The organism is Streptomyces sp. NPDC050508 (assembly GCF_040655155.1).
Classification (GTDB): domain Bacteria; phylum Actinomycetota; class Actinomycetes; order Streptomycetales; family Streptomycetaceae; genus Streptomyces.
Genome location: NZ_JBFAJJ010000022.1, coordinates 1 through 13,988, shown reverse-complemented (window position 1 = coordinate 13,988; position 13,988 = coordinate 1). Strand labels below are relative to the sequence as shown.

At 70.6% G+C, this 13,988-nt stretch carries 9 protein-coding genes; 8 read left to right on the top strand and 1 reads right to left on the bottom strand.

Annotated elements, in window-relative coordinates:
• Positions 1 to 50 precede the first annotated feature (50 nt).
• Both AB0I69_RS41235 and AB0I69_RS41230 read left to right on the top strand, forming a co-directional pair.
• Positions 51 to 1,817, top strand: coding sequence for a phosphatidylglycerol lysyltransferase domain-containing protein (locus tag AB0I69_RS41235; protein ID WP_363100930.1), 1,767 nt, complete (start codon positions 51 to 53; stop codon positions 1,815 to 1,817).
• Positions 1,814 to 2,479, top strand: coding sequence for a hypothetical protein (locus AB0I69_RS41230; RefSeq protein ID WP_363100929.1), 666 nt, complete (start codon positions 1,814 to 1,816; stop codon positions 2,477 to 2,479). Before AB0I69_RS41235 ends, AB0I69_RS41230 begins: the two co-directional genes overlap by 4 nt.
• A gap of 16 nt (positions 2,480 to 2,495) precedes the next feature.
• Here AB0I69_RS41230 and AB0I69_RS41225 read toward each other — a convergent pair whose 3' ends face one another.
• Positions 2,496 to 3,263 (bottom strand): hypothetical protein, encoded by a 768-nt coding sequence (locus tag AB0I69_RS41225; RefSeq protein WP_363100928.1) that lies wholly within the window; start codon positions 3,261 to 3,263, stop codon positions 2,496 to 2,498.
• A gap of 60 nt (positions 3,264 to 3,323) precedes the next feature.
• Here AB0I69_RS41225 and AB0I69_RS41220 point away from each other — a divergent pair, with 60 nt between their 5' ends.
• From AB0I69_RS41220 to aceE, 6 genes are all read left to right on the top strand, one after another.
• Entirely contained in the window at positions 3,324 to 4,109 is a 786-nt protein-coding gene (locus tag AB0I69_RS41220) for an adenosylcobinamide-GDP ribazoletransferase (RefSeq protein ID WP_363100927.1), read from the top strand.
• 393 nt (positions 4,110 to 4,502) lie between these two features.
• A complete protein-coding gene (locus tag AB0I69_RS41215; RefSeq protein WP_363100926.1) occupies positions 4,503 to 6,026 on the top strand; it encodes a leucyl aminopeptidase in 1,524 nt (507 codons plus the stop codon).
• Between the two features lie 304 nt (positions 6,027 to 6,330).
• Entirely contained in the window at positions 6,331 to 7,719 is a 1,389-nt protein-coding gene (gene lpdA, locus AB0I69_RS41210) for a dihydrolipoyl dehydrogenase (RefSeq protein WP_363100925.1), read from the top strand.
• A 57-nt stretch (positions 7,720 to 7,776) separates the two neighbouring features.
• Positions 7,777 to 9,555: a 2-oxoglutarate dehydrogenase, E2 component, dihydrolipoamide succinyltransferase gene (sucB, locus tag AB0I69_RS41205; protein WP_363100924.1), complete on the top strand. Its 1,779-nt coding sequence runs from the start codon at positions 7,777 to 7,779 to the stop codon at positions 9,553 to 9,555.
• Positions 9,556 to 10,275: 720 nt separating this feature from the next.
• Complete coding sequence (locus AB0I69_RS41200) at positions 10,276 to 10,899, top strand: GntR family transcriptional regulator (RefSeq protein WP_363100923.1); 624 nt, start codon at positions 10,276 to 10,278, stop codon at positions 10,897 to 10,899.
• Positions 10,900 to 11,186: 287 nt separating this feature from the next.
• A complete protein-coding gene (aceE, locus tag AB0I69_RS41195) occupies positions 11,187 to 13,889 on the top strand; it encodes a pyruvate dehydrogenase (acetyl-transferring), homodimeric type (protein ID WP_363100922.1) in 2,703 nt (900 codons plus the stop codon).
• Positions 13,890 to 13,988 lie beyond the last annotated feature (99 nt).

Genomic DNA, 13,988 nt, shown 5'->3' with positions numbered 1-13,988 from the left:
GCGACGGAAAAGAGCTGTTCGCCGCAACAACGCCCATATGATCCTCCTTCATGGGAGATGTCCGGGTCGGGCCCGTTCAGGAACGTCATAGCTCAGGCGCCTCGCGGCGGGCCGCGGCCTTCGCCGTCTGGTATCTGCGGGCCGTCGCGTTCATCAACTTCCTCAGCGCGGCGTGGGTTTCGCTGGGGCAGGACGTACGACGGCACAACCAGGAGAACTTCTTCACGCCGTACCTGCTGACGGCCGGTTTCGCGTCCGGGGTGTTCACGGCGTTCCTCGCCATCACCATGCGGCGCCGCAAGCGGGCCGCGTGGATTCTGAACCTGGTGGTCAGCGGGCTGTTTCTGCTGCTGTTCGGATTCGCCATGTCGTTCCAGGAGATCCGCCAGTACGCGCAGAACTGGATCTCCCTGGGACTGACCGCCGCGTTCGTCGCCGCGCTGGTGGTGGGGCGGCGGGAGTTCTACGCCAAGGGCGACCGGTCCAACCCCCGGCTGGCCGCCGTCGTCGCCGTCGCCGGCACCCTGGCCGCCTCGCTGCTGGCCGCGCTGCTGGTGACGGTCACCAACCAGGCGCACGACGCGTCCCGTTCGACGTTCCTGGAGCGCTGGCACTACGGCTCGTTCCGGCTGGTGTCCATCGCCGCCACGGAGAATCGCTTCCCCGGCATCTGGACCCCGAACTGGGCCAACGTCACCATCAACGTGCTCAGTACGGTCCTGGTCCTCGCCGTGTTCTACGCCGCGTTCCGCTCCCGGCGTGCCGTCGACCCGCTCACCGAGGACGACGAGAAGAACCTGCGGGCGCTCCTCGAACGGCAGGGCGAGCGGGACTCGCTCGGGTACTTCGCGCTGCGCCGGGAGAAGAGCGTGGTGTGGTCGCCGACCGGCAAGGCGGCCGTCGCGTACCGGGTCGTGGGCGGGGTGTCGCTGGCCTCCGGCGACCCGATCGGCGACCCCGAGGCGTGGCCCGGCGCGATCGAGCCGTGGCTCGCGGAGGCGCGGGTTCACGGATGGATTCCGGCCGTCATGGGCGCGAGCGAGGAGGCGGGGACCGTCTACGCGCGGCACGGGCTCGACGCCCTCGAACTCGGGGACGAAGCCCTCGTCGAGGTGGCCGAGTTCACCCTCGAAGGGCGTGCCATGCGGACCGTACGGCAGGCCTACAACCGGGTGAAGCGGGCCGGTTACACCGTGCGCATCCGCCGGCACGAGGACATTCCGGCCGAGGAGATGGCGTACCTGCTGAAGCGGGCCGACGACTGGCGGGACGGGGCCACGGAGCGCGGGTTCAGCATGGCGCTCGGGCGGCTCGGGGACCCGGACGACGGGCGGTGCGTGATGCTCGAATGCACCGACGGGGACGGTGAGTTGAGAGCGGTGCTGTCCTTCGTGCCGTGGGGCCCGCACGGGTTGTCCCTGGACCTGATGCGCCGGGACCGCGACTCCGACAACGGGCTCATGGAGTTCATGGTGATCGAACTCCTCCGCCGCGCCCAGGAGATCGGGATCACCCAGGTCTCGCTCAACTTCGCCATGTTCCGCTCGGTCTTCGAAAGGGGGGCGCGGATCGGCGCCGGGCCGGTGCTGCGGCTGTGGAGGTCACTCCTCAGCTTCTTCTCGCGCTGGTGGCAGATCGAGTCGTTGTACCGCGCCAACGCCAAGTACCGGCCCATCTGGGAACCTCGGTTCCTGCTCTTCGAGAAGAGCGCGGACCTGCTGCGCATCGGCCTCGCGGCGGCGCGCGCGGAAGGGTTTCTGGAGGCACCGGGACTGCCTAAGTGGCTGCACCGCAAGCACCTGGAGACGCACAGATGAACCGCCTCGCCCGCTGGACCCGCGCCGAATGGGGACTGCTCTACGTCACCGTGCGCGAGCCGCTGCTGAAGCGGCGGCACTGGCGGGCGATCCCGATGACGATCGGGGCGGTGCTGCTGACCGCGGTGCTCCAGTTCGTCCAGAACCAGTCGTGGGGCTACCAGTTCGTGCAGGACACGGGCGCGGTACGGGCCGAGGACCCGCTGTGGCTGGCGCTCCTTCGCACACCACTGTCTCTTTTCGTGCCGGCGCTGGACCTGCCGGTGTGGGGCGCCCTGGCCCAGATCCTCTTCGTGTTCGGCATCGCGGAGATCTGCCTCGGCCGGTGGCGCACGCTGGTCATCGCGTACGCCGCGACCCTCGCCGGCACGCTGTACGCCCGCCTCGGCATCTGGCTCGGCTTCGACAACCCGTTCGGGCTGCCCAGCTCGGACCGGCTGGTCGTGGACACGGGCCCCTCGGCCGCGGTGGTCGGCCTCGCGGTGTTCGTCGCGTGGCGCTACGGCGCGTATGCGACGGCGCTCGCGGTGACCGGGGCGATGGCGATCGAGGTGATGCTGAAGGGCAACCTCGCGGGCAAGGAGCATCTGGCGGCGATCATCGCGGTGGGGTTGCTGTGCCTGACTTCGGCGGTACGGCACCGGCGGCTGCGCGTGCGGTAGGCGGGGCAGGGGACCGTCACTGCCGACCGGGAATCCGTACCGGCTCCGGGTCCGGTTTCCCGCCGAGCCAGTCCTGGACGGCTCGGCGCGGGCCCGCCCAGCGGCGGTCGTGGTGGTAGGCGCGGAGGGTGGAGCGGGCTCGGGCCCGGTGACGGCGCTTGCGGTAGAAGCGCTTGGCCCAGGGGGAACCCGGGCGGGCCAGCCGGATCGCGCCGACGACGGCGACCAGCGGGACCAGGACACCGAAGACCGCCGTGCGGGCCTTGCCCTTGCTCAGGGCGATGAGCGAGAAGAGGAAGTTGACCCCGACACTGACGATCACTCCGGCGCGGTCGTGGAGTTCGGCGGCGGTGAGGTCGTTGACGCCGAAGGGCGAGAAGCCGGCGAGGACGAAGCCGACCAGGGCCGCCGTGAGCACCACCGCCTCGACGCTCTTGCGGCCCGCCTCGGTCCAGTACACGTCGTCGAGGTAGAGGATCAGCGCGAACTCGTCCAGCACCAGGCCCGCGCCGATCCCGAAGACGATCGCGAAGAGCGCCGAGCCGACGCCGTAGCGGGTGCTGGCCACGGCGCCGAAGCCGCCGAGGATGCTGAGGACCACGCCGGGGACGACGTGGTGGATGTGCACGTCGCCCGCCTTGATGTTGCCGAAGGGGCCCTTGCCGGCGCGGATCAGGCGGGTGATGACCCGGGTGATGAGGAAGGTCAGGACGAAGGCGGTGAGCGCGAGGAGGAGCGGGAGTTTGCCCGGCTCGACGATGTTGCGGTGCAGCCAATGTCCCATATGTGCACTTTAGCTACGGCCGCAGGGGGCGCCCTCCTGACCGCCGGGTAATCTGCGCCGGTGTCCAAGACCCCGGCTCTCGGCAGCCTCCGCTTCGCGTTCGGCACCCTGACGGTTCTCCCGGTCAGGGTCACCCGCTGGGACCGGGAGGCCGCGCGTGCCGGAATGATGGCCGCTCCGGTCGTCGGGACGGTCGTCGGTGTGTGCTCGGCGGGGTTCGGGCTGTTGCTGCTGTTCCTGGGCGCGGGCACGCTGCTCGCCGCCGTCGGCACGGTCGCCGTGCCCGCCGTCCTCACCCGCGGCCTGCACCTGGACGGGCTCGCGGACACCGCCGACGGGCTCGGGAGCGGGAAGCCGGCCGAGGATGCGCTGCGGATCATGAAGCAGTCGGACATCGGGCCGTTCGGGGTGCTCAGCCTCGTCTTCGTTCTGCTGGCTCAGGTGGCTGTGCTGGCGCAGCTCTACGGGGAGTCGTGGGCGCGGGGGGCGGCTGCGGCGATCGTCTCGGCGATCGCCGCGCGGCTCGCGTTGACCTGGGCTGCTCGTGCGGGAGTGCCTGCGGCTCGGCCGGAGGGGCTGGGGGCGGCGGTTGCCGGGGTTGTGCCGGTGGGGGGCGCGGTGGCTGTGACCTTGTCCTACTTGGTGATCTCCGCGGCGCTCGGGGCGATTTTCGGGGTGCATGGGAGGGTGCGGGCGGTTGTTGCCGTTGTCGTGGCGCTGGTTGTCGCCGAGATTCTTCTGCGGCACTGTCGGCGGCGGTTCGGTGGGGTCACGGGAGACGTGTTCGGGGGGCTTGCGGAAACTGCGGGCACCGTCGCGCTTGTGGTGCTTTCGCTGGGTGGGTGAGTGCCGGATCGTCGTGGCTGGTCGCGCCCGCGCGGCGGAGCCGCACATGTCACAGCCCCGCGCCCCTTGGGTGGGTCGCCGTCCAGCATGTTTCAACAGGACCGGCGCCGTGCGCCAGCCGTTCGACGATGCCGCGCGCCAACACCCGGACCCGCTCCTGGTGTTGGTTGCGGATCGCGGGGTGGCCGGAGTCGTCGAGGTCACTCCGCTTCCGGCAGGTGAACCCCCGCGGGAATGAGCCATCACGCACACGCGCGTAGGCTCGTCCCGGGCGCTCACCAGCCCCCTATGCCCACCGCCGCCGCAGGTCGGAATTAGGGTCGGCTGTCGGGCCCGGTCGACCCACCCCGTTCGACCACAGGAACTTCACTTCGGAAGCGAGAATTCACCACTGTGACTGCTCTCACTCTCAGCACCGCCGCGGCGCCCGGCCTGCGGGCCGACGCGATCGTGATCGGTGTCGCCAAGGGCGGCAAGGGCCCGGTCGTCGCACCGGGCGCCGAGGCCGTGGACAAGGCGTACGACGGCAGGCTCGCCGGCGTCCTGGAGACCCTCGGTGCCTCCGGTGCCGAGGGCGAGATCACGAAGCTGCCCGCACCGGCCGGCTTCAAGGCTCCGCTCGTGCTCGCGGTGGGGCTCGGTGCCGAGCCCGCGGACGGCGACGCGTACGACGCCGAGGCGCTGCGCCGGGCCGCCGGCGTCGCCGCCCGCTCCCTGACCGGCGCCAAGAAGGCCGCCTTCGCGCTCCCCCTCACGGACGCCGCCGACGCCGGCGCGATCGGCGAGGGCGCGCTGCTCGGCGCGTACTCCTTCGACGCGTACAAGGGCAACGGCAAGGACGCGAAGGCGGGCGGCAAGGCCCCCCTCGCCGAGGTCGCCCTGCTCGGCGGCAAGCCCCGCGACAAGGACTACAAGGCGGCCGTGGAGCGCGCTCTCGCGGTCACCGAGGAGCTGAACCGCGCCCGCGACCTGATCAACACCCCGCCGAACGACCTGGACCCGGAGGCCTTCGCCGCCGTCGCGCAGACCGCGGCCAAGGAGCACGGCATCAAGGTCGAGGTGCTCGACGTGAAGGCCCTGGAGAAGGGCGGCTACGGCGGGATCCTCGGCGTCGGCGCCGGTTCCGCGGCCGGTCCGCGCCTGGTGAAGCTGTCGTACACGCACGCTGCCGCGACCAAGCACCTGGCCTTCGTCGGCAAGGGCATCACCTACGACTCGGGCGGCATCTCGCTCAAGCCGGCCGGGCACAACGAGACGATGAAGTGCGACATGAGCGGTGCCGCCGCCGTGTTCGCGGCCGTGGTCTCCGCCGCCCGTCTGGGTCTTGAGGTCAACGTGACCGGCTGGCTGGCGCTCGCCGAGAACATGCCGTCCGGTTCCGCGACCCGTCCCGGTGACGTGCTGCGCATGTACAGCGGCAAGACCGTCGAGGTCCTCAACACGGACGCGGAGGGCCGCCTTGTCCTCGCGGACGCGCTGTGGGCGGCGTCGGCGGAGAAGCCGGACGCGATCGTGGACGTGGCGACGCTGACCGGGGCGATGGTCTTGGCTCTCGGGAACCGTACGTTTGGCGTGATGGCCAACGACGATGCCTTCCGTGCGGCGATCGTGGACGCGGCCGAGGAGGTCGGCGAGCCGTCCTGGCCGATGCCGTTGCCGGAGCACCTGCGCAAGGGCATGGACTCCCCCACCGCCGACATCGCGAACATGGGTGAGCGGATGGGGGGCGGGCTGGTTGCCGGGCTGTTCCTGCGCGAGTTCGTCGGCGAGGGGATCACCTGGGCCCACGTCGACATCGCTGGACCGGCGTTCAACGAGGGCGGGCCGTTCGGTTATACGCCCAAGGGTGGGACGGGGTCTGCGGTGCGGACGCTCGTGCGGCTTGCGGAGCTGACTGCGGCTGGGGATCTGGGCTGACGTTCTGCGCCTCATAGCTCGATGCCTTGGGTGCGTGGGCGACTGCGGGCCGGTTTGTGGCCGGTCGCGCAGTTCCCCGCGCCCCTAGGGGTCGCACCCAGGTGTCTCACCAATTCAGCGTCTCTCAAGTGAGCGTGTGGCGTCTCACACCCGGGCCCGGCGTCTCGTTGGGCCTCGACAAGTGCGAAGATGGGCTCGGCAGGACAGGGCCCCCACCACAGGGCCGAAGAAAGAGCGGCCGGACACCAGCCGCCGCGCGGTCACTGAAGACCGGCGTACGGCGCACATGCATGGAGGACGTGACGTGGCGAACGACGCCAGCACCGTTTTCGACCTAGTGATCCTCGGCGGTGGCAGTGGCGGTTACGCCGCGGCGCTGCGCGGGGCCCAGCTGGGACTGGACGTCGCCCTGATCGAGAAGGACAAGGTCGGCGGCACCTGCCTGCACCGAGGATGCATCCCCACCAAGGCCCTGCTGCACGCGGGCGAGATCGCCGACCAGGCCCGCGAGAGCGAGCAGTTCGGTGTCAAGGCCACCTTCGAGGGCATCGACGTACCGGCCGTCCACAAGTACAAGGACGGCGTGATCTCGGGCCTGTACAAGGGTCTCCAGGGTCTGATCGCATCCCGCAAGGTGCACTACATCGAGGGTGAGGGGCGCCTCTCCTCCCCCACCTCCGTCGACGTGAACGGCCAGCGCATCCAGGGCCGCCACGTCCTGCTGGCGACCGGCTCCGTGCCGAAGTCGCTGCCGGGCCTGGAGATCGACGGCAACCGCATCATCTCCTCGGACCACGCCCTCGTCCTGGACCGGGTCCCGCAGTCCGCGATCATCCTGGGCGGCGGTGTCATCGGCGTGGAGTTCGCCTCCGCGTGGAAGTCCTTCGGCGCCGACGTGACGATCATCGAGGGCCTCAAGCACCTCGCCCCCCTTGAGGACGAGAACTCCTCCAAGCTTCTTGAGCGCGCGTTCCGCAAGCGCGGCATCAAGTTCAACCTGGGCACCTTCTTCTCGAAGGCCGAGTACACCGAGAGCGGCGTCAAGGTCACCCTCGCCGACGGCAAGGAGTTCGAGGCCGAGCTCCTGCTGGTCGCGGTGGGCCGCGGCCCGGTCTCCGCCGGTCTCGGCTACGAGGAGCAGGGCGTCGCGATCGACCGCGGCTATGTCCTGGTCGACGAGTACATGCGGACGAACGTCCCGACCATCTCCGCCGTCGGTGACCTGGTCCCGACGCTCCAGCTCGCGCACGTCGGCTTCGCCGAGGGCATCCTGGTGGCGGAGCGTCTGGCCGGTCTGAAGACCGTTCCGATCGACTACGACGGTGTCCCCCGGGTGACGTACTGCCACCCCGAGGTCGCCTCCGTGGGCATCACCGAGGCCAAGGCCAAGGAGATCTACGGCGCGGACAAGGTCGTCGCTCTGAAGTACAACCTCGCGGGCAACGGCAAGAGCAAGATCCTCAACACCTCGGGCGAGATCAAGCTCGTCCAGGTGAAGGACGGTGCCGTGGTCGGCGTCCACATGGTCGGCGACCGCATGGGCGAGCAGGTCGGCGAAGCCCAGCTGATCTACAACTGGGAAGCGCTGCCCGCCGAGGTCGCGCAGCTGATCCACGCCCACCCGACGCAGAACGAGGCGCTCGGCGAGGCCCACCTGGCACTGGCCGGCAAGCCTCTCCACTCCCACGACTGACCCCCTCGGTCGGACGACGACACAGACTTCCGCAATTCGTAAGGAGCAACCGAAACCATGGCGGTTTCCGTAACCCTTCCGGCGCTCGGTGAAAGCGTCACCGAGGGCACTGTCACCCGCTGGCTGAAGGCCGAGGGCGAGCGAGTAGAGGCCGACGAGCCGCTGCTCGAAGTGTCGACCGACAAGGTCGACACCGAGATCCCCTCGCCGGTCGCCGGTGTGCTGGCCTCCATCAAGGTGGCCGAGGACGAGACCGTCGAGGTCGGCGCCGAGCTGGCCGTGATCGACGACGGTACGGGCGCGCCTGTCGCCGCCCCGGCTCCGGCCGCGGAGCCGGCTCCCGTGGCCGCTCCGGCTCCGGTCGCCGAGGCCCCCGCGGCTCCGGCTCCCGCCCCGGCGGCCCCCGTTGCCGCTCCCGCCGCTCCGGCCGGCGGCGCCTCCGGTACCGACGTCGTACTGCCCGCACTGGGCGAGTCGGTCACCGAGGGCACCGTCACCCGCTGGCTGAAGGAGGTCGGCGAGGAGGTCGCGGAGGACGAGCCCCTCCTTGAGGTCTCCACGGACAAGGTCGACACCGAGATCCCGTCGCCGGTCGCCGGCGTACTGCTGGAGATCCTGGTCGGCGAGGACGAGACCGCCGAGGTCGGCGCCAAGCTCGCCGTCGTCGGCGCCCCGGGTGCCGCTCCGGCGGCTGCCCCGGCTCCGGCCGCCCCTGCGCCCGCTGCCGCTCCGGCTCCGGCCCCCGCGCCGGTGGCCCCCGCGGCTCCGGTCGCACCGCCCGCCCCGGTCGCCGCAGCTCCGGTCGCCCCCGCCGCCCCGGCCCCCGCGCCGGTCGCGGCTCCGGCTCCGGTCGCCCCGGCCGCTCCGGCGCCCGCCGCCGCGCAGGCCACGGACGACGGCGCCTACGTCACCCCGCTGGTGCGCAAGCTCGCGTCCGAGAACGGCGTGGACCTGTCCACCGTCAAGGGCACCGGCGTCGGCGGCCGTATCCGCAAGCAGGACGTCATCGCCGCCGCCGAGGCCGCGAAGGCCGCCGCGGCCGCTCCGGCGCCCGTCGCCGCCGCCGCTGCTCCGGTCGCCGCTGCCAAGAAGGCCCCCGTCCTGGAGGCCTCCCCGCTCCGCGGCCAGACCGTCAAGATGCCCCGCATCCGCAAGGTCATCGGCGACAACATGGTCAAGGCGCTGCACGAGCAGGCGCAGCTGTCCTCGGTCGTCGAGGTCGACGTCACGCGGCTGATGCGACTGCGCGCCCAGGCCAAGGACTCCTTCGCCGCGCGCGAGGGCGTCAAGCTGTCCCCGATGCCGTTCTACGTCAAGGCGGCGGCCCAGGCGCTGAAGGCCCACCCGGCCGTCAACGCCCGGATCAACGTCGAAGAGGGCACGATCACCTACTTCGACACCGAGAGCGTCGGTATCGCGGTGGACTCCGAGAAGGGCCTGATGACCCCGGTCATCAAGCACGCGGGCGACCTGAACATCGCCGGTATCGCCAAGGCCACCGCCGAGCTCGCGGGCAAGGTCCGGGCGAACAAGATCACCCCGGACGAGCTGTCCGGCGCGACCTTCACCATCTCCAACACCGGTTCGCGCGGCGCCCTCTTCGACACGATCATCGTGCCGCCGAACCAGGTCGCGATCCTCGGCATCGGCGCCACGGTCAAGCGCCCGGCCGTCATCGAGACGGAGGAGGGCACGGTCATCGGCGTCCGCGACATGACGTACCTGACCCTCTCCTACGACCACCGCCTGGTCGACGGCGCCGACGCGGCCCGTTACCTGACGGCCGTCAAGGCGATCCTTGAGGCGGGCGAGTTCGAGGTCGAGCTCGGCCTGTAGTCAGCGGCCAGCTGGTTCGTTGTTTGTACGGTGCCCCCGTTCCGGAGCTTTCCGGGCGGGGGCACCGCGCGTTTCCCACCCGGGCAGCAGGTCGTACGTCGCGTCCAGGCAGCCCTGTGAGGTGGGTCCCCCGGCCCTCGGGGCGACGCCGGTGAGGAAGGCCCGGCGCTCCACCTGCCGGACCACGGCCCCGGGCGGCGCCCACGTCGCTCGTAGAGGGTGCGTGCCCGGGACATGCGGTCAAGCATCCCGGCGTACGATCCCGTCGAGTGCCGGGCGCCGATGTCGCCGCCGGGCTGTGTGCGCAGCACGGTGACGGCGCCGTGCTCCCGCTCATCCGTGCCGAGGAAGTGGAAGCCCCTGCCGACACGGCCGAACTCCTGGGCGCCGTCCGGTCTCACGAAGACGCGGGCGCCGCCGGGGCCGCAGCGCCGGCCGAGTTCCGCCGCCGTGCGGCGGCCGACGGGCCGTTCGCCGCGATGGACGTCGGCCGAGACCCGGTCGCCCCTCATGGCCGACTCCGCCACGGCCACCAGTCCGACCCCGCACCCCCGAACTCCGCTGCTCACCGCATCCCCCGACGTGCCGAAGGCCGACCGCGTCGTCCGCCCCACCAGCGTGTAAGTCTCGTCTCACCTGCAGGAAAGCACCCCCTTGCGCCCCGCCCGAGCGGGTGTGCGGCCTTATTGTCTAAACGTCAAACGCCCTTAAGGAGCTCTCATGACCGCGCCCGTCGTCCACTCGCTGCGCGAACAGATCCGCGAGCACATCGTGGAGGGGATCGTGAGCGGCCGTTGGAAGCCGGGCGAGCGGATCGTGGAGCGACGGATCGCGACCGAGCTGGAGGTCAGCCAGACGCCGGTGCGTGAGGCGCTGCGCGAGCTGGAGTCGCTGCGGCTGATCGAGTCGGCGCCGAACAAGGGCGTACGCGTCCGGAACCTGACCGCGGCCGACCTGGAGGAGAGCTACCCGGTGCGAGCCGGTCTTGAGGCCATCGCGGCGGAGCTGGCGGCCGGGAAGCTGGCCGAGGACTGCTCGGCGCTCGAACCGCATGTCGCCGCGCTGTACGAGGCCGACCGGAACGCGGACGGGACGGGCCAGGTCCGGCACACCGTCGGTTTCCACCGCGAGCTGGTCCGCGCCGCCGGCAACTCGGTGCTGCTGCACACCTGGGAGGGCCTCGGCATCGAGGTGTTCACGGCGCTGTCGATCCGTTGGCTGGGGACGGTGCAGCAGTCGTACGCGGAGGAGCACGAGGAGTTGGTGGCCGCGTTCCGGCGCCGGGATCCGCGGATCGCGGAGCTGGTGAAGGCGCACGTTCTCGGGTGCGCCCCGCGCCCTTGACGCGGTCGGGCACGCAGCCGAGCGCAGCTATGCTCACCTGCGGAAACTCCCTGGAAAACGGCGAAAATCACGGCACCCGGTGCCCCCGCAAAAGGCACGCCGTGCCGACTTTCTCGTAATCAAGATATTTTGCCCGGGAACCTTTGATCGATCATCGATCAGGGAGTTACAGTCACCGACGGGCTCCCACCACAGAGCCCGCCGCCCTGTCCTGCCAAAGACCAAGGGCACCCCCGGATACCCCTTGCCGACGAGGGAACCCCCCTTCGACTGAGGAAGGCGGCGACATGACCGACCCCTACGCCATCCAGCCGAGCGAGCTCGACCAGCTCCCGGACCGCGACCCCGAGGAGACCGCCGAATGGCAGGCCTCCCTGGACGCCGTCACGAAGGCTGCGGGCCCGCACCGCGCCGCGTACCTGATGCGCCGCACGCTGGAGCGCGCGGAGGGCAACGGCCTCGCGCTGCCCAAGCTGCTTGAGACGGACTACGTCAACACCATCCCGACCGCCGCCGAGCCGTCCGCGCCCGGCGACGAGGCGCTGGAGCGCCGGATCACCGCGTGGAACCGCTGGAACGCGGCGGCGATGGTGACCCGCGGCGCGAAACACGGCGTCGGCGGCCACATCGCGACCTTCGCGTCCGCGGCCTGGCTGTACGAGACCGGCTTCAACCACTTCTTCAAGGGCAAGGAGGCGGACGGCTCCGGCGACCAGCTCTACATCCAGGGCCACGCCTCCCCCGGCATCTACGCCCGCGCCTTCCTCGACGGCCGCCTCACCGAGGCGCACCTCGACAACTTCCGCCAGGAGGCGGGCGGCAACGGCCTCCCGTCGTACCCGCACCCCCGCCGCCTGCCCTGGCTCTGGGAGTTCCCGACGGTGTCGATGGGCCTCGGCCCGCTGTCGGCGATCTACCAGGCGCGCTTCAACCGCTACCTCACCGCGCGCGGCATCAAGGACGTCTCCGAGTCGCACGTCTGGGCGTTCCTCGGCGACGGCGAGATGGACGAGCCCGAGTCGACGGCCGCCCTCGCACTCGCTTCCCGCGAGGGTCTGGACAACCTCACCTTCGTCATCAACTGCAACCTCCAGCGCCTCGACGGCCCGGTCCGCGCGAACTTCAAGATCGTGCAGGAGCTGGAGGCCCAGTTCCGCGGCGCCGGCTGGAACGTCATCAAGTCGCTGTGGGGCAACGCCTGGGACGAGCTGTTCCAGCTCGACACCACGGGCGCGCTCGTACGACGCCTGCGCGAGGTACCGGACGCCCAGGTGCAGACGTACCAGACGCGGGGCGCCGCCTACATCCGCGAGGACTTCTTCGGCAAGGACCCGGCGCTCGTCGAGCTGGCGAAGCTGCTGAGCGACGACAAGATCCTTGAGTGTTTCCACCTCTCGCGCGGTGGCCACGAGGCGAGCAAGGTGTACGCCGCGTACAAGGCGGCCGTAGAGCACAAGGGCGGCCCGACGGTCATCCTGGCGCAGACGGTCAAGGGCCACACGCTCGGCGAGGGCTTCGCGTCGAAGAACGCCAACCACCAGATGAAGAAGCTGTCGACGGACGAGTTCAAGCAGATGCGTGACCTGCTCGAACTCCCCATCAAGGACAGCGACTTCATCGACGGGGTCGTGCCCTACGGCCACCCCGGCGCCGACTCCCCCGAGGTCCGCTACCTCCAGGAGCGCCGCGCTGCCCTCGGCGGCCCGGCTCCGGCCCGCCGCACGCACGCGCTCGCTCCGCTGCCCTCCGCTTCGGAGAAGGCGTTCGCGGCCTTCGACAAGGGGTCGGGCAGCCAGAACGTCGCTACGACGATGGCGTTCGTCCGGCTCGTCAAGGACCTGGTCCGCGACAAGGAGACGGGCAAGCGCTGGGTGCCGATCGTGCCGGACGAGGCACGCACCTTCGGCATGGAATCGCTGTTCCCGTCGCTCGGGATCTACTCCCCCAAGGGCCAGACGTACGAGCCCGTCGACCGCGACCAGCTCATGTACTACAAGGAAGCCAAGAACGGCCAGATCCTCAACGAGGGGATCACCGAGGCGGGCTCCATGGCGGACTTCATCGCCGCGTCGACGTCGTACGCGACGCACGGCGAAGCGATGATCCCCTTCTACATCTTCTACTCGATGTTCGGCTGGCAGCGCACGGCCGATCAGATGTGGCAGCTCGGCGACCAGCTCGGCCGCGGCTTCCTGGTCGGTGCGACGGCGGGCCGTACGACGCTGACGGGCGAGGGTCTGCAGCACGCGGACGGTCACTCGCCGGTGATCGCGGCGACGAACCCGGCGGCGCTGTCGTACGACCCGGCGTTCGCGTACGAGGTCGCGGCGATCGTGCGTGACGGCATCCGCCGGATGTACGGCGAGGCGGCACCGGGTGAGGACTCGAACGTCTTCTACTACCTCACCGTCTACAACGAGCCGATCCCGCAGCCCGCCAAGCCGGCCGGGCTCGGTATCGACGAGGGCATCGTCAAGGGCCTGTACCGCTTCAACACGGCGGAATCTGCCGGGCTTTCGCCGACTGCCAACGCGGCTCGTATTCAGCTGTTGGGCTCCGGTACTGCGATCCACTGGGCGTTGAAGGCGCAGCAGTTGCTTGCCGAGGAGTGGGGTGTGGCGGCCGATGTGTGGTCGGCCACGTCCTGGACCGAGCTGCGGCGCGATGCGCTGGACGCGGATGCGGCGCTGCTGCGGGGCGAGGAGCGGGTGCCGTATGTCCGGCAGGCGCTGCATGGTGCCGAGGGGCCGGTGCTCGCGGTCTCCGACTACATGCGGCAGGTTCCCGACCAGATCGCGCAGTGGGTCGAGCAGGACTACTCGTCGCTGGGCGCGGACGGATTCGGTCTGTCGGACACGCGTGACGCGGCTCGGCGTTACTTCGGCGTCGACGCGGAGTCGATCGTCGTCGCGGCGTTGGCGCAGCTGGCGCGGCGTGGGGAAGTGAAGGCGACGGCGGTGAAGGAGGCGCGGGAGCGCTACGGCCTGTAGGGGAGTTTTTCGCCCCCGCCGCCCCTACCCGTCCCGTCCCTGGGGGCTGCCGCCCCCAGACCCCCGCTTCGGCCCTGAAGGGGCCTCGTCCTCAAACGC

What these genes read in the sequence shown, in the direction of transcription:
- AB0I69_RS41235 (WP_363100930.1), top strand. Translation starts at nt 51, where the DNA reads ATGGGAGATGTCCGGGTCGGGCCCGTTCAGGAACGTCATAGCTCAGGC.
- AB0I69_RS41230 (WP_363100929.1), top strand. Translation starts at nt 1,814, where the DNA reads ATGAACCGCCTCGCCCGCTGGACCCGCGCCGAATGGGGACTGCTCTAC.
- AB0I69_RS41225 (WP_363100928.1), bottom strand. Translation starts at nt 3,263, where the DNA reads ATGGGACATTGGCTGCACCGCAACATCGTCGAGCCGGGCAAACTCCCG.
- sucB (WP_363100924.1), top strand. Translation starts at nt 7,777, where the DNA reads ATGGCGGTTTCCGTAACCCTTCCGGCGCTCGGTGAAAGCGTCACCGAG.
- AB0I69_RS41200 (WP_363100923.1), top strand. Translation starts at nt 10,276, where the DNA reads ATGACCGCGCCCGTCGTCCACTCGCTGCGCGAACAGATCCGCGAGCAC.
- aceE (WP_363100922.1), top strand. Translation starts at nt 11,187, where the DNA reads ATGACCGACCCCTACGCCATCCAGCCGAGCGAGCTCGACCAGCTCCCG.